We start from the raw sequence: 18,999 nt of genomic DNA on the forward strand, positions 1-18,999 counted from the left end.
AAGAGACAGCGCCGGTGGCGCGGGCGGCGCCGGAGGCAACGGCGGCTCGGGTGTGCTGGGCGGCGGCGCCCTCGGCGGTGGCGGTGACGGCGGCAACGGCGGCGTCGGTGGAACCGGCGGCAAGGGCGGCGCCGCGATTCTCGGCGCGATGGGCGCCGGCGGCGTGGGCGGCAACGCCGGTGACGGTGGCGTCGGCGGCGACGGCTCCAACGGCAGTTCTTCGCTGATCCCCGACGGAGGCACGGGCGGTGCGGGCGGTAACGCCGGCGGTGTCGGCGCCGGCGGCCTCAACGGCGCCGGCGGCGGCCAGGCCGCCGCCGGTGCGGTCGGTACCGGTGGGCACGGCGGTACGGGTGGCGACGGCTTCAACACCCTCACCGCGATCGGCACTGCGGGCAATGGTGGGGCCGGCGGTGCCGGTGGCACCGGCGGCGTTGACGGCAACGGTGGCGCGGGCGGGGCCGGTGGTCACGGCGGCAACGGCGCGAACGGACTTGCGGCCCTGGGTGAGAACGGCCCCAGGGGCGGCAACGGCGGTGCCGGTGGTGTCGGCGGGGCCGGTGGCACCAACGCCGGAAACGGCGGTGCCGGTGGTGTCGGCGGCGATGCCGGTTCCGGTGGTTCCGGTGGTTCGGGTGTGCTCGGTGGCGGTGCGCTGGGCGGTGGCGGCGATGGCGGTGCGGGCGGCACCGGTGGTATCGGCGGAAACGGTGGCGCGGCGGCGCACGGCACGGTGGGTGCGGGCGGCACGGGTGGTGCGGCCGGTTCCGGCGGCGACGGCGGTAGTGGCTCCAACGGCAGTTCGTCGTTGATCGCCGATGGTGGCGCGGGTGGCGCCGGAGGCAACGCCGGTACCGCGGGTGTCGGCGGCTTCGACGGCAACGGGGCCAACCAGGCGGCCAGTGGTTCCGCGACTGCGCACGGCGGCAACGGCGGTACGGGTGGCGACGGCTTCAACACCCTCACCGCGATCGGCACTGCGGGCAATGGTGGGGCCGGCGGTGCGGGCGGCACGGGCGGCACTGACGGCAACGGTGGCGCGGGCGGTGCCGGTGGTGCCGGTGGCAATGGTGCGAATGGTCTTGCGGCCCTGGGTGAGAACGGCCCCAACGGCGGCAACGGTGGTGCTGGGGGTGTCGGCGGTGCCGGAGGCGTCAACGTCGGTAACGGCGGCAAGGGTGGTGTGGGCGGCGCTGCCGGCAATGGTGGTTCGGGCGGTTCGGGTGTTCTGGGCGGCGGCGCGGTGGGTGGCGGTGGCGACGGCGGGCACGGCGGCACCGGAGGCGCGGGCGGCAACGGTGGTGCGGCTGCGCACGGCACGGTCGGGGCCGGTGGCAACGGCGGCGCGGCGGGCACGGGCGGTGACGGCGGCAACGGTTCCAACGGCATCAGTTCAATCCAGGCCGACGGCGGCAAGGGCGGTGCGGGAGGCAATGCGGGCACGGCCGGTGCCGGCGGCTTCGACGGTGCGGGCGGCAACCAGGCCACTGCCGGGACGGGCGGCACCGGCGGCGTCGGCGGCAAGGGCGGAGACGGTTTCGACTCCATCACCATCCTGGACACCGCCGGCAGGGGCGGTGACGGCGGCGCCGGTGGACCGGGCGGTGTGACAGGCAACGGCGGCGCGGGAGGTGCTGGTGGCACAGGCGGCGACGGTGGCGACGGCACGATCGGGCCGTACCTCGGTGCCACCGGTTTGAACGGCACCAGCGCCGGTGCCGGGGGCAGTGGCGGAATCGGTGGCGCCGGCGGTACCTCCTCGGGTAACGGCGGTGCCGGCGGCACCGGCGGTGCCGGCGGTACCGGTGGGTCAGGCGGAGTCGGCGGCCTGCCGGCTTTCGGCTCCAACAACGCGGCCGGCATCAGCGGCGGTGGCGGGTTCGGCGGGGCCGCGGGCGCCGGCGGCTCGGGCGGCGCCGGTGGTGCCGGCGGTACCGCGGCTCACGGCCTCGACGGTGCCGGCGGCAACGGTGGCACCGGCGGCGATGGCGGCACAGGCGGGGCAGGACAAACCGGCGCGAACGGCAGCCCGTTCATCAACGACAACGCCGGCTCCACGGGTGGCGTCGGTGGCGCAGGCGGCGCGGCAGGCGCGGGCGGCAGTGGTGGATCCTCCGGGAACAACGTCGGCGGTGCCGGCGGTGACGGTGGCGTCGGCGGGACCGGTGGCCACGGCGGCGCCGGCGGCAAGGGATACAACGACAACGTGACCCAATGGGGCAACGGTGGTGACGGAGGTGCCGGTGGCGTCGGCGGCCAGAGCGGCAACGGTGGTGCGGGCGGCACCGGCGCGACGACGGGGCCGGGCGGTGACGGCCCCACCGGCGGTGCCGGGGGCGCCGGTGGTTCCGGTGGCGCCAGCGGCGGCCACGGCACTCACGACGGCTCGGGTGCGGTCGGCGGCGCCGGTGGCGGTGGCGGCGCCGGTGGGTCCGGAAGCCCGACCGGCAGTACAGGCGGCACCGGGCCGACCGGCACCCCGGGCTAGCAGGTCAGCGCGACCGCGGCCTCGGCGGTGTAGCACAGGAACGTGCATGTCTCCTGCAGGTAGAGCTGCACTTCCTCGGCATCATGCGACAGGTAGCCGATCGACACGTCGGTGCCCAGCCGCAGATCGAAATCGCCGCCCCGAGTGGTCAGCACAAACGCGCCGTCGATCGCCGGTGCCCAGATGATGTCGCCGGTGACCAGCCGGCGCAGGTGCTCCAGGATCGGGTAGCCGTGATCGGAGGTCTCGGCGACCTTGGTGTAGGTGTCAGCGGACAACAGCACCGAGTACGGGCCGTCCACCCCAGCCAGTCGCAGCGCCGACAGTGCCTGGCTGATCACGTCGGGGATGCCGCGCGGGTCCTCCGGCAGCGTCAGCTCCGGGTTCGAGCTCGCGCTGCGGATGCCCTCCACCGCGGCGCCCGGGTAGCCCCCGAAGATGATCCGGTCCTCGGCGAACGCCAGCTTCTTGGCCGCGGCCTTCACCGGGTCCCAGTCGGGATCTTGCGAGCCCCGCTCGACATCGTCGATCTCGTCACGCGACAGGGTGAACGGAACCCGCAGGCGCACCAGCGGTTTGCTGTCGCGCAGATGCGCCTCAACACCGTCGCCGGGGGCGCTGATGCCGGTCAGCCGACCGGTGCTCACTGCGGCCGCCGTCGGGCCGGCCGGCTCGCTGACATCGACCACCCGGCGCCCGGCGATGTGGCGCTTGAACGTGCGGGTCGCCTCCTGCTCGATGTCGGCCCAGGCCGCTTCGGTGACCGGGGCCAGATCGCGATACAGGTTGTTCATTGCGAGGTTCCTTTCAGGCTGCCGATGTTCAGTGAGCCGTGAACGCCGGTGGTCTCGACGGGCTCGGGGGTACTGGGTGCCGGTGCTCCCGGGAGTGGCGGCGGATCGTCGAGGAAGTCGGCGGTGGGGGTGAAGAACATCCCGCCGGTGACCGCGGTGGAGAAATCCAGGATGCGGTCGGTGTTGCCCGGCGGGTCGCCCAAGAACATGTTGCGCAGCATCTGCTCGGTGACTTGAGGCGTCCGCGCGTAGGCGATGTAGTACGTGCCGGACTCGCCGGAGCCCACCGAGCCGAACGGCATGTTGTGGCGCACGATGTCCAGCTCGTTGCCGTCTTCGTCGGTGATGACATTGAGCGCGATGTGGGAGTTGGCCGGTTTCACCGCGTCGTCGAACTCGATGTCGTCGGCCTTGGTGCGGCCGATCACCCGCTCCTGTTCGGTGACCGGCAGCGCCTCCCAGGCGGCCATGTCGTGCAGGTACTTCTGGATGTGCACATAGGAGCCGCCCGCGAAGTCGGGGTCCTCGTCACCGATCGCGGTGGCCGCCACCGCGTCGTCGTCGACGGGGTTCTCGGTGCCGTCGACGAAACCGAGCAGGTCGCGATTGTCGAAGAACCGGAAGCCGTGCACCTCGTCGACCACGGTGATCGCACCGGCCATCGACTTGACGATCCGTCCCGCCAGCTCGAAGCAGACATCCAAGGTCTCGCCCTTGACGTGAAACAGCAGATCCCCGGGGGTGGCCGGGGCGGTGTGGCGGGGACCGGTCAACTCGACGAACGGATGCAGCTCGGCCGGCCGGGGTCCGGCGAACAGCCGATCCCACGCCTCCGAGCCGATCGAGGTCACCACCGACAGCCGCTTGGTCGGGTCGCGAAAGCCGATCGCCCGGGCGAAACCCGCCAAGTCCGGCAACGCGTCGTGCACGGGCTGCTCGCCGCCCTCGTCGATGGTGGCCACCAGGAAAATGGCCGCACAGGTCAGGGGAGCGGTGACGGGCTGAACGGACGGCACGCTATCGACCCTAACGCCCCCATCGGCGTCTGGATGCGAAAGACTTGACCCCATGGCGGCCACCGCAACCGGATTATGCGAGTTCATCGACGCCTCACCGTCGCCGTTTCACGCCTGCGCAACCGTGGCCGAACGGCTGCGAGCAGCCGGCTACACCGAGGTCGCCGAGACCGACCGATGGCCACAGGCGCCGGGGCGGTACTTCGCCGTCCGAGCGGGTTCGCTGATCGCGTGGGACGGCGGTGCCACGACTCCGGCCACCCCGTTCCGGATCATCGGCGCGCACACCGACAGCCCGAACCTGCGGGTCAAGCAACATCCCGCCCGTGAGGTCGCCGGCTGGCAGCTGGTGCCCCTGGCGCCCTACGGCGGTGCCTGGCTGAACTCCTGGCTGGACCGCGACCTGGGAATCAGCGGGCGGCTGTCGGTGCGCAGCGGCTCCGAGAGCTCGGGGATCAGCCACCACCTGGTCCGCATCGACGAGCCGATCCTGCGGGTGCCGCAACTGGCCATCCACCTGGCCGAGGACCGCGCAGCGGTCAAGCTGGACCCGCAACGCCACGTCAACGCGGTCTGGGGAACTGGGCGATCCCCGGACTTCCTGCGCTATGTCGCCGAACGCGCCGGCGTGGAACCCCGCGACGTGCTCGGTTTCGACCTGATGACCCACGACCTGGCGCCGTCGGCGGTGACCGGGCTGGGCCACGACTTCGTCAGCGCGCCGCGGCTGGACAACCAGGCCAGCTGCTACGCCGGCCTGGAAGCCCTGATCGCCGCCACGCCGGGCCGCCACCTGCCGGTGCTGGTGCTGTTCGACCACGAGGAGGTCGGGTCGACGTCGGATCACGGTGCCCAGTCCGATCTGCTGCGAGGCGTCCTGGAGCGGATCACGCTGGCCGCCGGCGGCGACCGCGAGGACTTCCTGCGGCGGCTGACCGCCTCCACGCTGGCCTCGGCGGACATGGCGCACGCCACCCACCCGAACTACCCGGACCGTCACGAACCGGGCCATCAGATCGCGGTCAACGCCGGCCCGGTGCTCAAAGTGCAGCCCAACCTGCGCTACGCCACCGACGGACGAACCGCCGCCACCTTCGCGTTGGCCTGCGATCAGGCAGGTGTGGCACTGCAGCGCTACGAGCACCGGGCCGACCTGCCGTGCGGATCGACCATCGGCCCGATGACCGCCGCACGCACCGGTATCCCCACCGTCGACGTGGGCGCTCCACAGCTGGCCATGCATTCGGCGCGGGAACTGATGGGCGCGCGCGATGTGACCTCCTACGCGGCGGCTCTGACGGCATTCCTGGCGCCGAACTGAGCCGAAATCGGTGCCATAGACTGTGCCCGTGACGCCCCCGACCACGCTGGACACCGTCGAACACGCCGCCGCAACGCCCGAGCACCCGCAACCGTTCGCCGAGTTGGGTCTCAAGGACGACGAGTACCAGCGCATCCGTGACATCCTGGGCCGCCGCCCCACCGACGCCGAGTTGGCCATGTACTCGGTGATGTGGAGCGAGCACTGCTCCTACAAGTCCTCCAAGGTGCACCTGCGCTACTTCGGTGAGACCACCACCGATGAGATGCGCAAGGCCATGCTGGCCGGCATCGGCGAGAACGCCGGCGTCGTCGACATCGGCGACGGCTGGGCGGTCACCTTCAAGGTGGAGTCGCACAACCACCCGTCCTACGTCGAGCCCTACCAGGGTGCGGCCACCGGCGTGGGGGGCATCGTGCGCGACATCATGGCGATGGGTGCGCGTCCGGTCGCGGTGATGGACCAACTGCGTTTCGGTGCCGCCGACGCCCCGGACACCCGCCGGGTGCTCGACGGGGTGGTGCGCGGCATCGGCGGCTACGGCAACTCGCTGGGCCTGCCCAACATCGGCGGCGAAACCATCTTCGACCCCTGCTACGCGGGCAACCCCTTGGTCAATGCGCTGTGTGTCGGGGTGCTGAAGAAAGAGGACCTGCACCTGGCGTTCGCCTCCGGCGCCGGCAACAAGATCATCCTGTTCGGGGCGCGCACCGGCCTGGACGGCATCGGTGGGGTGTCGGTGCTGGCATCGGACACCTTCGGCGGGGATGAGAGCGGTGCCGGCCGCAAGAAACTTCCGTCGGTTCAGGTCGGCGACCCGTTCACCGAGAAGGTGCTCATCGAGTGCTGCCTGGAGCTCTACGCCGCCAAGCTGGTGGTCGGCATCCAGGACCTCGGCGGTGCCGGACTGTCTTGTGCCACTTCCGAGTTGGCGTCCGCCGGCGACGGCGGCATGGCGATTCAGCTGGACAAGGTGCCGCTGCGCGCGGCGAACATGAGCCCGGCCGAGGTGCTGTCCAGCGAGTCGCAGGAACGCATGTGCGCCGTGGTCGCCCCGGAGAACGTGGACGCCTTCATGGCGGTCTGCGCCAAGTGGGACGTGCTCGCCACCGTGATCGGTGAGGTGACCGACGGCGACCGGCTGCAGATCACCTGGCACGGTGAGACCGTCGTCGACGTGCCGCCGCGCACCGTGGCCCACGAAGGCCCGATCTATCAGCGCCCGGTCGCGCGCCCCGACACCCAGGATGCGCTCAACGCCGACCGCTCGGACAAGCTGCCGCGGCCGGCCACCGGGGAGGAGCTGCGCGCGACTCTGCTTGCGCTGCTGGGCAGCCCGCACCTGTGCAGCCGGGCGTTCATCACCGAACAGTACGACCGTTACGTGCGCGGCAACACCGTGCTGGCCGAGCACGCCGACGGCGGGATGCTGCGCATCGACGAGGCGTCCGGACGCGGGATCACGATCTCCACCGACGCCTCCGGTCGCTACACCAAGCTCGACCCCTACACCGGGGCCCAGCTGGCGCTGGCGGAGGCGTACCGCAACGTGGCCGTCACCGGCGCCACGCCGATCGCCGTCACCAACTGCCTGAACTTCGGTTCTCCGGAAGATCCCGGGGTGATGTGGCAGTTCGCCGAGGCCGTTCGCGGTCTTGCCGATGGCTGTGCGGCACTGGGGATTCCGGTGACCGGCGGCAATGTGAGTTTCTACAACCAGACCGGCGCCACCCCGATCCACCCCACCCCGGTCGTGGGGGTGCTCGGGGTGATCGACGACGTGAGCCGCCGTATTCCCACGGCGTTCGGCGTCGAGCCGGGTGAGACGCTGATCCTGCTCGGCGACACCCGCGACGAGTTCGACGGGTCCATCTGGGCGCAGGTGACCGGCGATCACCTGGGCGGACTGCCGCCGAAGGTCGACCTGGAACGCGAGCAGCTGCTCGCCGAGGTGCTGAACGCGGCATCGCGCGACGGCCTGATCTCGGCTGCCCACGACTTGAGCGAAGGCGGGCTGATCCAGGCCGTGGTCGAGTCGGCGATCGCCGGTGAGACCGGTTGCCGCATCTTGCTTCCCGAAGATGCCGACCCGTTCGTCTTCCTGTTCTCCGAGTCCGCGGGCAGGGTGCTGGTGGCGGTGCCGCGCACCGAGGAGAGCCGGTTGCGGTCGATGTGCGAGGCGCGCGGCCTGCCTGCCACCCGCGTCGGCGTGGTGGACCAGGCCTCGCAGGAGATCGAGGTCCAGGGCCAGTTCAGTGTGTCGCTGGCCGAACTGCGCAGCACCTCCGAAGCGGTGCTGCCGGGACTGTTCGGATAAAGCCTCAGCGGTATGGGAACGGCCGAGGCACCGGCGAGACACCCGCTGCTGGTGTGGGCGTGGAGCCTGCTGCGGCTCAAGTTCGTCGGGGTGGCCTTCGGTGCGCTGTTCTTCTGCTTGTCGCTGACCCCGTCGCTGCTGCCGCGCGACTGGGTGTTTCAGGGACTGATCGGCGGCATCAACGCAGCCTTCGGCTACGGGCTGGGAGTGTTGATCGGCGCCACGGTGGATCGGTTCGTCCTGCGCGGTGCCGGCTGGTGGCCGCCGCCGCGCCGGGTCCTGCTAGCGCTGAAGGCGGCGGTGGTGGTGGCGGCCCCGGCCGCGTGCGTTCTGATGCTGGTCCCGGCCGCGGGCTGGCAGCGCCAGGTCTCCGAGCTGCTGGGTATCGAAGGCCCGGCGACACTGGGCTACCTGCGCACCCTCGGGGTGGCGATCGGGGTCGCCGCGGCGCTGGTTGCCACGGTGCGGGTGTTGATCGACGCCAGTCGGCTGCTGGCACGGGCGCTGATCCGGCGGTGGCACCTGCACAACGAAGTGGCCATGTTCATCGGCAGCGCGATCGTCGTCGTCGTGCTGACCATGTTGATCAACGGCGTGCTGATCCGCGGTTTCTTCGCCGGTGCCAGCGCGGTGTTCCAGCCCGAGGACAGCGCCACCGTTCCGGGGACGATCCAGCCGCTGCAACCGGAGCGGTCCGGCAGCCCGGATTCGCTGGCCTCCTGGGCCACCCTGGGCAGCCAAGGCCGCAGCTTCGTCGCCGGGGGAGTGCACGCCGCCGAGCTCACCCGGATCAACGGACGGCCCGCCCGCGAACCCATCCGGGTGTATGCCGGGCTGCACAGCGCCGCCGACGACCAGGCGCGCATGCAGCTGCTGCTCGACGAGCTGGATCGCACCCATGCCTTCGACCGGCGGGTGCTGGTGGTGGTACCCACCACCGGAACCGGGTGGATCAACCCGGCGGCGGCCGATGCGCTGGAGATGCTCTACAACGGCGACACCGCGATCGTCGGCGTGCAGTACTCCTACCTGCCGAGTTGGATTTCGTTCCTGGCCGATCAGCGCAAGTCGATGGACTCCGGACGCCTGCTGGTGCGCACCATCGCCGAGCGCTGGCGAAGCCTGCCCGTCGCGCATCGGCCCAAACTGATGCTCTACGGGGAGAGCCTGGGGTCCATGGCCGGGCAGGCCGCGTTCGACTGGCTGCCCGACATCACCGACATGGGCTACGAGGCCGTGCTGTGGGTGGGGCCGCCGCAGGCCAGCCCACTGTGGCATGCGCTGCTGGTGCGGCGCGACCCCGGCAGTAGCGCCGTGTTGCCGCGCTACGACAACGGCCGCACGGTGCGGTTCTCGCAGGGCACGGTCCCGGCCAAGATCGCCCGGATCGCTGCGCCGCCGTGGGAGGGCACCCGGGTGCTGTTCTTGCAGCATGCCTCCGACCCGGTGGTGTGGTGGTCGCCGGATCTGCTGTTCGCGCGGCCGGACTGGCTGACCGAGCCGCCCGGCCCGGACCGCACCGCCTCGATGCGCTGGTATCCGGTGGTGACGTTCTGGCAGGTCACCGCGGACCTGTTCCACGGTGAGCAGATGCCCGCCGGGCACGGGCACAATTACGCGGACACGATCCTGGATGGTTGGGTGGCGGTGCTGCCGCCCGACGGCTGGACGCCGTCCGACACCGAGCGGGTCAGGGACGCGTTGCGGCACTGATGCGGCATGCTTCACCTATGCAGCGCTACACCCGTGACGGCCTGGTCTTCGACGTTCGTGACGCTGGGCCGCCCGACGGGCCCGTTGTGGTGCTGCTGCACGGCTTCCCGCAGCGGAACGACAGCTGGACCGCCGTCATCGACCGCCTCACCGCCGCCGGCTACCGGTGCCTGGCGCCCAACCAGCGCGGCTATTCACCCGGTGCCCGGCCGCCGCGGCGCCGCGACTATCGCATGTCCGAACTCGTCGCCGACATCGGCGCGCTGATCGACGCCAGTGGCGCGCAACGCGTGCACCTGGTGGGACACGACTGGGGTGCGGCGGTGGCGTGGGGAGTGGCGGCCGAACTGCCCGAGCGGCTCGCCACGGTGTCGCCGGTGTCGGTACCGCACCCCGCCGCGTTCCTGAAGTCGTTTGTCACCAGCCGTCAGGGTCTGGCGTCGTGGTACATGGGGTTCTTCCAGTTGCCGTGGCTGCCGGAGTGGTTGCTGACGCGCGGGAAAGGCGCCGTGGCCGCTAAGGCTCTGCGGCGAAGCGGGCAGAGTTCGGCCGCGGCCGAACGGGATGCGCAGGCCTTGATGGAGCCGGGCGCGCTGACCGGCGGGCTCAACTGGTACCGCGGCCTGCCGCTGTCGAATCTGCGCGACAGCAACCAGCAGATCTCGGTGCCGACGATGTATGTCTGGAGCGACGACGACATCGCGCTCAAGCCCAAGGCGGCGCGCAACACCGCCCGATACGTCACCGGGGATTACCGGTTCGAGGTCATGGCGGGCGTCTCCCACTGGATTCCCGACACCGAGCCGGACCGGCTCGCCGACCTGCTGCTGGAGTGGTTCACCGCGCACCCGACGGACTGACATGGCAGCTGCCCGCTCACGTCCGCGCGTTGACCCGGCCACGACCCGCGCCGCTGTGCTGGCGCTCGCCGCGTGGTTGCGTGATGAGACCGTGCCCGCCCCCGACCGGACCGAGCTGGCGGCCGCGGTCCGCCTGACCGCGCGCACCCTCGCCGAGCTGGCCCCCGGTGCCAGCGTCGAGGTGCGGATCCCGCCGTTCGTCGCGGTGCAGTGCATTTCCGGACCGCGGCACACCCGCGGCACCCCGCCCAACGTGGTCGAGACCGATCCCCGCAGCTGGCTGCTGCTGGCCGCCGGGCTGCTGGAGACCAGCGCGGCGACCGCGGCCGGAAAGCTGCGGCTGTCGGGTGCACGAGCAGCCGAGATCGCCGATTGGTTGCCGTTGGTGAAACTTGACGCATGTTGACCGTAGACTGAACGTCGTCACTGTGGCCCGTCCCCCTGGAGCAGCTGAAACGTGCCGGACCAGCAGGTAGTAGACCTTGAGAATGCACCCCGTGAAGAGTGCGGCGTCTTCGGAGTTTGGGCTCCCGGCGAAGAAGTAGCCAAGCTCACTTATTACGGCCTGTATGCGCTGCAACACCGTGGCCAGGAGGCCGCCGGCATCGCAGTCGGCGACGGCTCGCAGGTGCTGGTCTTCAAAGACCTGGGCTTGGTCAGCCAGGTGTTCGAGGAGCAGACGCTGTTGGCGATGCCCGGGCACGTGGCGGTCGGGCACTGCCGCTACTCCACCACCGGCGACACCACCTGGGAGAACGCCCAGCCGGTGTTCCGCAACACCGCCGCCGGCACCGGGGTGGCGCTGGGGCACAACGGCAACCTGGTCAACACCGCCGAACTGGCCGGCCGGGCCCGCGAACTGGGCCTGATCGACACCCGCCGTCCCGGCGTGGCCACCACCGACTCCGACATCCTGGGTGCGCTGCTGGCGCACGGCGCCGCCGACACCTCCCTGGAGCAGGCGGCGCTGGAACTGCTGCCGACGGCGCGCGGTGCGTTCTGCCTGACCTTCATGGACGAGAACACCCTGTACGCGGCCCGCGACCCGTGGGGCGTGCGGCCGCTGTCGCTGGGCCGGCTCGACCGCGGCTGGGTGGTGGCCTCGGAGACCGCGGCCCTCGACATCGTCGGCGCTTCGTTCGTCCGCGATATCGAGCCCGGCGAGCTGCTGGCGATCGACGCCGACGGGGTGCGCTCCACCCGGTTCGCCAACCCCACCCCGAAGGGGTGCGTCTTCGAATACGTCTACCTCGCCCGGCCCGACAGCACCATCGGCGGCCGGTCGGTGCACGCCACCCGGGTGGAGATCGGCCGGCGGCTGGCCCGTGAGCACGCGGTGGAGGCCGATCTGGTCATCGGCGTGCCGGAATCCGGCATCCCCGCCGCGGTGGGCTACGCCCAGGAGTCCGGTATCGACTACGGACAGGGCCTGACCAAGAACGCCTACGTCGGGCGGACCTTCATCCAGCCGTCACAGACCATCCGTCAGCTCGGCATCCGACTCAAGCTCAACCCGTTGCGGGAGATCATCCGCGGCAAGCGGCTGATCGTCGTCGACGACTCGATCGTGCGGGGCAACACCCAGCGCGCCCTGGTGCGGATGCTGCGCGAGGCCGGCGCTGTCGAGGTGCATGTGCGGATCGCCTCGCCGCCGGTCAAATGGCCGTGTTTCTACGGCATCGACTTCGCCTCGCCGGCCGAGCTGATCGCCAACGCCGTCGAGGACCAGACCGAGATGGTCGAAGCGGTGCGACGCGCCATCGGCGCCGACAGCCTCGGCTACGTCAGCCAGGACGACATGATCGCGGCTACCGAGCAGCCCAGATCTCGGCTGTGCTGCGCCTGTTTCGACGGCAGCTACCCGATCGAGCTGCCCGATGACAGTGCCCTGGGCAAGAACGTCGTCGAGCAGATGCTGAGCAACACCGCGCGCAAAGCCGAGAGCGACAACGACGCCGCGCTGAGTAAGCCCTAGTCAAAGTCACTGCACCGCAATCGCATAGTCGGCGCTGGTCGCCAGTTATCAACTAGTTGACATCAATTTGCTGGCTCGATAGCGTCGGCGCGTGCGATCCGCCACGACAGGTGCCCGGGATGCAGATCTGACCGGCAACATCCTGTGGCTGCTCAAACAGGCGTTTTACTACTCGCTGACGACGGTGAACGAGGCGATCAGCGAACACGGCGTGAGCACCGCCCAGATCGGTCTGTTGCGTCAGCTCGCAGGCGAACCCGGTCTGTCCGGCGCCCAACTGGCCCGTCGGCTGCTCATCACCCCGCAGGGCGTGCAATTGGCGTTGAGCGCGCTGGAGCGCCGCGGCTTGGTGGAGCGTAAGCAGGATCCCCACCACGGCCGGATCCTGCGGGCCTACCTCACCGATCAGGGGCGCGCAGTGGCCTCAGTGGTCGTCGCCGACGCGCTCGCCGCCCACGACCGGGTGTTCGGCGTGCTGACACCGGACGAGCAGGAGACGCTGCGTGGTCTGCTGGTCCGCGTCGTCGAGGAGAGTCGACCAGACCGGGCCGTGACCTGACGGACCGCACAGCTCGGCATGGTGGCCAACAGCTTTGGCGTTCGGGAGGAGACGACATGAGTGATCTGTCAACGGAGAGCGAGCTTTTCGTCGCCACAGCGCGGGCATTCCTGGACAAGACCGCGGCGCTGCGCGACTACCGCGACCTGCACGCCCGGGGCGGGTCCTATGACGCGGCGTGGTGGCGCCAAGCTGCCGACCTCGGCTGGGCCGGCCTACTGGTACCCGAGGAGCTGGGCGGCGGCAGTGTTTCGGGCTGCGGGCTTCGCGACCTGGCCGCGATCGCCACTGAGCTCGGGCGCACCGTGGCCCCCGGGCCGCTGTACCCGGTGAGCGTGGTCCTGGCCGGTCTCGTCGACGCCGACAACCGAGACGCCCATGCCCGCGACATCGCGGCGCTGATCGCGGGGGAGACGGTGGCGACCTGGGCTGCCGACGAGCCTGGGCGGGGCTTTCGCCCCCACCAGCCGGACCTGACCGCCACCCGCATTACCGGCGGCTACCGGCTCAACGGGGTCAAGGATCGGGTGGAGGCCGCAGATCGGGCGGACCTGGTGCTGATCGGCGCGCGCACCGACGACGGCGCGGTGCGCCAGTTCCTGGTCCGCACCGACAGTGCCGGAGTTCAGGTGACGCCGCAGCCCGGCATCGATCTGGTGAAGCAGTACGCGCGCATCGAATTCAGCGATACCGAAATCGACGCGTCCGCGGCAGTCGGCAGCGCGGCACAGACCGGTGCGCTCATTGACCGCCAGACCCAGATCGCGATCGCGCTGGTGTGCGCCGAAACGGCCGGGATCCTGGACGCTGTCATGGAGATGACCGTCGCGTGGGCCCGCGACCGGTACAGCTTCGGCCGGCCGCTGGCGTCCTACCAGGCGATCAAACACCGGCTCGCCGACATGACGATGTGGCTGCACGCCTGCCACGCGATCACCGCCGGTGCGGTGGACAAGGTGGCCGCGCGCGATCCCGAGGCCGCCATGTGGGCCGGCGCGGCCAAGTCCTATCTCGGCGAACATGCCGGCCGGCTGATTCAGGAGTGCGTGCAACTGCACGGCGGAATCGGCGTTACCTGGGAACACGACCTGCACCTGTATCTGCGCCGGGCCACCCTGTACCGGAACCTGCTCGGCACTCCGGCCGAGCACCACCAGGCCATCTTCGCGGCCGCCAGCGGCACCGAGCCCGCCGCATGAACGACATCACCGTCGACGCCTTCGCCGCATCGGCACGCGACTGGCTGGCCGCCAACATGCCGCGCCTGGACCCGCAGCACCCCCCGCGCAATGGACGCGACGACGACGGCGCCTGGCAGCGCGCCCGCGAACTGCAGCGACGGCTGTACGAGGGCGGATTCGCCGGGATCTGCTTTCCCCGCGACTACGGCGGCCTCGGCCTGGACCTGCGCTATCAGAAGGCGTTCGATGCCGTGTCTGCCGGCTACGAGATGCCGCTGATCCTCAACGTCCCGACCTTCACCATCTGCTGCGCCACCCTGCTCGACACCGGCAGTGAGGAACAGAAGCGCCGCCACATCAGTGCCGCCCTGCGCGGTGACGAGGTGCTGGTGCAGCTGCTCTCGGAGCCCAGCGGCGGATCCGACCTGGCCGGGCTGATCACCCGCGCCGAGCGCGACGGCGACGACTGGGTGGTCAGCGGGGCCAAGACGTGGAGCACCAGTGCGTTCGCCGCCGACTTCGGGTTGCTGCTGGCCCGCACCGATTCCACGGTGCCCAAGCACGACGGGCTGACGATGTTCCTGGTGCCGATCGACGCGCCCGGCGTCACGCTGCGCCGCATCGAGCAGGTCGACGGCTCCAACGAGTTCTGCGAAGAATTCTTCGACGGGCTGCGGCTCGGGCCCGACACGGTGGTCGGCGAGGTCAACAAGGGCTGGGACGTCGCCTCGCGGCTCCTCTACCACGAGCGGCGGGCCGTGGGGCAGGGTTCGGAGTTCGCCAGCGGGCGCGGCCCCGAACGCACCGAGATGGCCGCCGGCGACTTCCTGGCCCTGGCGCACCAGGCCGGAACCGCGCACGACCCGCTGACCCAGGACCAGATCGGCCGGGTGCTGGCCCGGCGCATGGTGCGCGACGCGCTCATCGACTACGCCGGGCGGGGCATGCGCAGCGGTGAACTGCCGCCCGCCGCGGCTTCGATCATCCGGCTGTTCCATTCCGATGTGACCTATCTGGAAGTCGACACGGCCATGGCCGTCGCCGGTCCGTTGGCCGTGGTCGACGACGAGGCGCACCTGCTCAGGGCCGGCCGGCGGTATCTGTCACGGCAGACCGTGGGCCTGGGCGGTGGCAGCGACGAGATGGCTCGCAACGTCATCGCCGAACGTGTTCTGGGCCTGCCTCGCGAGTACGCCGCCGACCGCGGGGTGCCGTTCAATCAGGTACGCCATAACCGGCTCTGAACCCCTAACGTCGAGCGCGATACCGTCCGTAGGCGGCGACCGGTAGCCTTTACCGCGATGACCTCAGCAGAATCAAGCTCCCAGGGCGTTACCTACGCATCGGCAGGAGTGGACATCGACGCCGGTGACCGGGCCGTCGAATTGTTCAAACCGTTGGCCGCCAAGGCCACCAGGCCGGAGGTGCGGGGTGGCCTCGGCGGCTTCGCCGGCCTGTTCGCCCTGCGCAACGACTACCGTGAGCCGCTGTTGGCGTCTTCCACCGACGGCGTGGGCACCAAGCTGGCGATCGCCCAGGCACTGGACAAGCACGACACCGTCGGCATCGACCTGGTGGCAATGGTCGTCGACGACCTGGTGGTCTGCGGCGCCGAGCCGCTGTTCCTGCAGGACTACATCGCCGTCGGCCGCACCGTGCCGGAACGTGTCGCCGCGATCGTCTCCGGCATCGCCGAGGGATGTGTGCAGGCCGGGTGCGCGCTGCTGGGCGGGGAGACCGCCGAGCACCCCGGCCTGATGGAACCCGATCACTACGACATCTCCGCGACCGGTGTCGGCGTGGTCGAGGCCGACGACGTGCTGGGCCCCGACCGGGTCCGGCCCGGTGATGTGCTGATCGCTATGGGCTCCTCGGGCCTGCACTCCAACGGCTACTCCCTGGCGCGGGCGGTGCTGCTGGACATCGACCGGATGAACCTGGCCGGCCACGTCGAGGAATTCGGCCGCACCCTCGGTGAGGAACTGCTCGAACCGACGCGCATCTACGCCAAGGACTGCCTGGCACTGGCCGCCGAGACCCAGGTACGGACCTTCTGCCACGTGACCGGCGGCGGTTTGGCCGGCAACCTGGCTCGCGTCATCCCCGACGGACTGATCGCCGAGGTCGACCGGGGCACCTGGACGCCGGCTCCGGTGTTCGCGATGATCGCCCAACGTGGACGGGTGAGTCGCGCGGAGATGGAGAAGACGTTCAACCTGGGCGTCGGCATGGTTGCCATCGTCGCGCCGGAGGACACCGATCGCGCGCTGGCCATTCTGACTGCCCGCCACGTCGACTGCTGGACGCTGGGCACAGTTGCCAAGCCGGGGAAGAACGCGGAACCCGGAGACGGAGCCAAGCTGGTCGGGGAACACCCGAGGTTCTAAGTCCCAGCGGGTCTGCTCAGCCCTAGCGATCAGCCCTGGGTCCGGTCAGGACCGGCGGTACACGTGGCGCTCAGCGGCGCCAGTCGTCGTCGCCGTTCCAGGAGTCGTCACCGTCGGAGTCGTTGACCTCAGACCCGGCCAGCTCACGCTGAAGCCGACTGAAATCGGTCGACGGTGAGCTGTATTTCAGATCCCGAGCAACCTTGGTCTGTTTCGCCTTAGCCCGGCCGCGGCCCATGGGGGACCCCCTCGCGCAATAACGGAGCGGCCCCACGTGCAGGCGGCTCCGATCTGAATGTGTTTATTGTCCTGCCGACAGCTTACCGTGCCGATCGCGGAGCTGCCGACCTGCCCTGCGTCGGTGTGACCACGATCAAAGCCGGCCCCGTAGCCGGTCGACGGCGAGCCGCCCCGCGCCCCGCACGTCCGGCGGCGGCATCGATTCGGGGTCGATCACCGCACTGACCTCGGAGTCGGCGCCGGTCAGCAGCGGTGTGTCGGCGGGAAGTCCACGCTTGAGCAGCGCCAGCGCGATCGGACCCAGCTCGAAATGGTCCACCACTGTGCCCAGCCGGCCCACCGCGCGCCCGCCCGAGGTCACCGGATCTCCGGTCGAGGGCCGGTCCACCGACCCGTCCAGGTGCAGTAGCACCAGCATCCGGGGCGGTTTGCCCAGGTTGTGCACCCGAGCGACGGTCTCCTGCCCGCTGTAGCACCCTTTGTCCAGGTGCACCGCGCCGACGCCGGGACCGCCGATCCAGTTCAGCTCGTGCGGAATGGTGCGCTCATCGGTGTCCACCCCCAGCCGCGGGCGCCGCGCCGCCACCCGGTCGGCTTCGTAGGCCCATATTCCGGCGGGGCGCAGCCCGGCCCGGGTCAGCCGCCGCTGCCACTCGCCCTTGTCAGCGCGCGGCACCAGCAATTCCAGCGCATCGTGGCCGGGCGCTCGCCGAACGAAACCTGCGGCATCTCCGACCGGCACCGCCGTCGGCCCGGGCGCTTCGGCCAGCCCCAACGCCTCCAGGACAGCCGGAGCATCCCGGCCGGGGCCCAACAGCGCCAGCACCGCAAGATCCGCCGGCTCGACGGCGACGTCGGCCCAGAACACCATCTTGCTCAGGTGTTCGGCCAGGGGCGCCCCCCGCCACGGCTCGGTGTCGAGGTAGGTCCGCTCGCTGCGCTCGGTCTGGACCCAGTGATTCTGGATGTGGCCCTTGGCGTCCAAGGTCAGGTTCTCGGTGCTGGCGCCGTCGGGAAGATCGGCGACGTGCTGGGTGCACAGGCTGTGCAGCCAGGTCTTGCGGTCCGCCCCGCTCAGCGTGAGCACCGCCCGGTGGGACCGATCGACCCACACGGCAGCGGTTTCGGCGCTGCGTTGTTCGCCGAACGGGTCGCCGTAATGCCAGACAGCGCCCGCGTCGGGGCCGGAATCAGGTGCGGGGACGGCGGACACGGGTCAACTCTACGGAGCCGCTACGCTCACGGTCCATGGCAGCGGAGGCCGATGTGAAAGACAGCGTCGTGACGATCGTCACCGTAGGCGGCGGGCTTGCTGCGGCCGATGCACCTCTCTTGCACGCCGACGATCTGGCGGCGCTGCGCGGCGACGGGGTCTTCGAGACGCTGCTGGTGCGTCGCGGCGCCGCCTGCCTGCTCGATGCTCATCTGCGCCGGCTGGCGCGTTCGGCCGAGCTGATGGACCTACCGGCCCCGAATCTGGACGACTGGCGCCGTGCCGTCGACGAGGCGGTGCAGCAGTGGGCCGGCACGGGCGAGGGCGCCCTGCGAATGATCTACAGCCGCGGTCGAGAAACCGGTTCGGCGCCAACCGCATACGTGCTGTTGACCGCACTGCCGGAACGTGTCGCGGCGGCCCGCCGCGAGGGCGTAGCGGTGGTGACCTTGGACCGCGGCCTGTCGGCGCAGCGGCTGGAGCTGCCGTGGCTGCTGGCCGGCGCCAAGACGCTGTCCTACGCGGTGAACATGGCAGCGCTGCGGTACGCCGCGAAACAGGACGCCGACGACGTCATCTTCATCAGTTCCGACGGTTACGTCCTGGAGGGCCCGCGCTCCACGGTGGTGCTGGGGGAGCCCGGCCGGCTCATCACCCCGCCGCTGTCGCACCCGATCCTGCGCGGTACCACCCAGGAGGCACTGTTCGACGTGGCCCGCGACGCGGGCTACGACTGCGAATACGCCCCCTTGCGGTCGGAGGATCTTGTTGCGGCGCAAGATCTCTGGCTGGTTTCCAGCATCACCTTGGCGGCACGGGTGCACACCTTGGACGGCCGGGCGCTACACCCGCGGGTGCCCGAGGCGGAGTTCGCCGCACTGGTCGACACCGCAATCGGCCACTGACGGCCCGCCGAAGTCATTGGCTCTGGGGTC

Annotated in this window: 15 protein-coding genes and 1 pseudogene; 12 read left to right on the forward strand and 4 right to left on the reverse strand. The window is 70.5% G+C overall.

The window, feature by feature from the left end; translation table 11 throughout:
• Window positions 1–2,488: pseudogene (locus LI94_RS23750) on the forward strand (hypothetical protein); the annotation flags it as partial.
• Here LI94_RS23750 and LI94_RS09430 read toward each other — a convergent pair.
• Together LI94_RS09430 and LI94_RS09435 are read right to left on the reverse strand one after the other, a co-directional pair.
• On the reverse strand, window positions 2,485–3,282 hold the full coding sequence (locus LI94_RS09430; RefSeq protein WP_046301024.1) for a family 1 encapsulin nanocompartment shell protein: 798 nt from the start codon (window positions 3,280–3,282) through the stop codon (window positions 2,485–2,487). The pseudogene LI94_RS23750 and the gene LI94_RS09430 overlap by 4 nt on opposite strands.
• On the reverse strand, window positions 3,279–4,352 hold the full coding sequence (locus tag LI94_RS09435) for a Dyp-type peroxidase (RefSeq protein WP_152664795.1): 1,074 nt from the start codon (window positions 4,350–4,352) through the stop codon (window positions 3,279–3,281). Before LI94_RS09435 ends, LI94_RS09430 begins: the two co-directional genes overlap by 4 nt.
• Here LI94_RS09435 and LI94_RS09440 point away from each other — a divergent pair.
• The 10 genes from LI94_RS09440 to purM all read left to right on the forward strand — a co-directional run bounded on the left by LI94_RS09440 (window position 4,351) and on the right by purM (window position 16,611).
• Entirely contained in the window at window positions 4,351–5,619 is a 1,269-nt protein-coding gene (locus tag LI94_RS09440) for a M18 family aminopeptidase (protein WP_046301026.1), read from the forward strand. The genes LI94_RS09435 and LI94_RS09440 overlap by 2 nt on opposite strands.
• Before the next feature lie 46 nt (window positions 5,620–5,665).
• Window positions 5,666–7,936, forward strand: coding sequence for a phosphoribosylformylglycinamidine synthase subunit PurL (gene purL, locus LI94_RS09445; protein WP_192830947.1), 2,271 nt, complete (start codon window positions 5,666–5,668; stop codon window positions 7,934–7,936).
• Between the two features lie 12 nt (window positions 7,937–7,948).
• Complete coding sequence (locus LI94_RS09450) at window positions 7,949–9,649, forward strand: alpha/beta hydrolase (RefSeq protein ID WP_046301027.1); 1,701 nt, start codon at window positions 7,949–7,951, stop codon at window positions 9,647–9,649.
• Window positions 9,650–9,666: 17 nt separating this feature from the next.
• Window positions 9,667–10,509 (forward strand): alpha/beta fold hydrolase, encoded by an 843-nt coding sequence (locus LI94_RS09455; protein WP_024441890.1) that lies wholly within the window; start codon window positions 9,667–9,669, stop codon window positions 10,507–10,509.
• Between the two features lies 1 nt (window position 10,510).
• On the forward strand, window positions 10,511–10,915 hold the full coding sequence (locus LI94_RS09460; protein ID WP_046301028.1) for a sterol carrier family protein: 405 nt from the start codon (window positions 10,511–10,513) through the stop codon (window positions 10,913–10,915).
• A gap of 51 nt (window positions 10,916–10,966) precedes the next feature.
• Window positions 10,967–12,484, forward strand: coding sequence for an amidophosphoribosyltransferase (gene purF, locus LI94_RS09465; RefSeq protein WP_046301029.1), 1,518 nt, complete (start codon window positions 10,967–10,969; stop codon window positions 12,482–12,484).
• A gap of 91 nt (window positions 12,485–12,575) precedes the next feature.
• Complete coding sequence (locus tag LI94_RS09470) at window positions 12,576–13,043, forward strand: MarR family transcriptional regulator (RefSeq protein ID WP_046301030.1); 468 nt, start codon at window positions 12,576–12,578, stop codon at window positions 13,041–13,043.
• A 56-nt stretch (window positions 13,044–13,099) separates the two neighbouring features.
• Window positions 13,100–14,242: an acyl-CoA dehydrogenase family protein gene (locus LI94_RS09475; RefSeq protein ID WP_046301031.1), complete on the forward strand. Its 1,143-nt coding sequence runs from the start codon at window positions 13,100–13,102 to the stop codon at window positions 14,240–14,242.
• Window positions 14,239–15,468 (forward strand): acyl-CoA dehydrogenase family protein, encoded by a 1,230-nt coding sequence (locus LI94_RS09480; RefSeq protein WP_024441875.1) that lies wholly within the window; start codon window positions 14,239–14,241, stop codon window positions 15,466–15,468. The genes LI94_RS09475 and LI94_RS09480 overlap by 4 nt, the downstream gene beginning before the upstream one ends.
• Before the next feature lie 57 nt (window positions 15,469–15,525).
• Window positions 15,526–16,611, forward strand: coding sequence for a phosphoribosylformylglycinamidine cyclo-ligase (purM, locus tag LI94_RS09485; RefSeq protein ID WP_024441874.1), 1,086 nt, complete (start codon window positions 15,526–15,528; stop codon window positions 16,609–16,611).
• A gap of 70 nt (window positions 16,612–16,681) precedes the next feature.
• Here purM and LI94_RS22240 read toward each other — a convergent pair whose 3' ends face one another.
• Window positions 16,682–16,849, reverse strand: coding sequence for a DUF3073 domain-containing protein (locus LI94_RS22240; RefSeq protein ID WP_082105713.1), 168 nt, complete (start codon window positions 16,847–16,849; stop codon window positions 16,682–16,684).
• 135 nt (window positions 16,850–16,984) lie between these two features.
• Window positions 16,985–18,064, reverse strand: coding sequence for a folate-binding protein YgfZ (locus tag LI94_RS09490; protein WP_024441873.1), 1,080 nt, complete (start codon window positions 18,062–18,064; stop codon window positions 16,985–16,987).
• A gap of 35 nt (window positions 18,065–18,099) precedes the next feature.
• On the opposite strand from LI94_RS09490, the gene LI94_RS09495 reads away from it, so the two are divergent.
• Window positions 18,100–18,969, forward strand: coding sequence for an aminodeoxychorismate lyase (locus LI94_RS09495; protein ID WP_046301032.1), 870 nt, complete (start codon window positions 18,100–18,102; stop codon window positions 18,967–18,969).
• The last annotated feature ends 30 nt before the right edge of the window (window positions 18,970–18,999 follow it).

The organism is Mycobacterium sp. UM_Kg27 (genome assembly GCF_000972905.1).
In the GTDB taxonomy this organism is placed as follows: domain Bacteria; phylum Actinomycetota; class Actinomycetes; order Mycobacteriales; family Mycobacteriaceae; genus Mycobacterium.

What these genes read in the sequence shown, in the direction of transcription:
- LI94_RS09430 (WP_046301024.1), bottom strand. Translation starts at nt 3,282, where the DNA reads ATGAACAACCTGTATCGCGATCTGGCCCCGGTCACCGAAGCGGCCTGG.
- LI94_RS09460 (WP_046301028.1), top strand. Translation starts at nt 10,511, where the DNA reads ATGGCAGCTGCCCGCTCACGTCCGCGCGTTGACCCGGCCACGACCCGC.
- LI94_RS09440 (WP_046301026.1), top strand. Translation starts at nt 4,351, where the DNA reads ATGGCGGCCACCGCAACCGGATTATGCGAGTTCATCGACGCCTCACCG.
- LI94_RS09495 (WP_046301032.1), top strand. Translation starts at nt 18,100, where the DNA reads ATGGCAGCGGAGGCCGATGTGAAAGACAGCGTCGTGACGATCGTCACC.
- LI94_RS09435 (WP_152664795.1), bottom strand. Translation starts at nt 4,352, where the DNA reads ATGGGGTCAAGTCTTTCGCATCCAGACGCCGATGGGGGCGTTAGGGTC.
- LI94_RS09455 (WP_024441890.1), top strand. Translation starts at nt 9,667, where the DNA reads ATGCAGCGCTACACCCGTGACGGCCTGGTCTTCGACGTTCGTGACGCT.
- LI94_RS09480 (WP_024441875.1), top strand. Translation starts at nt 14,239, where the DNA reads ATGAACGACATCACCGTCGACGCCTTCGCCGCATCGGCACGCGACTGG.
- LI94_RS22240 (WP_082105713.1), bottom strand. Translation starts at nt 16,849, where the DNA reads ATGGGCCGCGGCCGGGCTAAGGCGAAACAGACCAAGGTTGCTCGGGAT.
- purM (WP_024441874.1), top strand. Translation starts at nt 15,526, where the DNA reads ATGACCTCAGCAGAATCAAGCTCCCAGGGCGTTACCTACGCATCGGCA.
- LI94_RS09450 (WP_046301027.1), top strand. Translation starts at nt 7,949, where the DNA reads ATGGGAACGGCCGAGGCACCGGCGAGACACCCGCTGCTGGTGTGGGCG.
- LI94_RS09475 (WP_046301031.1), top strand. Translation starts at nt 13,100, where the DNA reads ATGAGTGATCTGTCAACGGAGAGCGAGCTTTTCGTCGCCACAGCGCGG.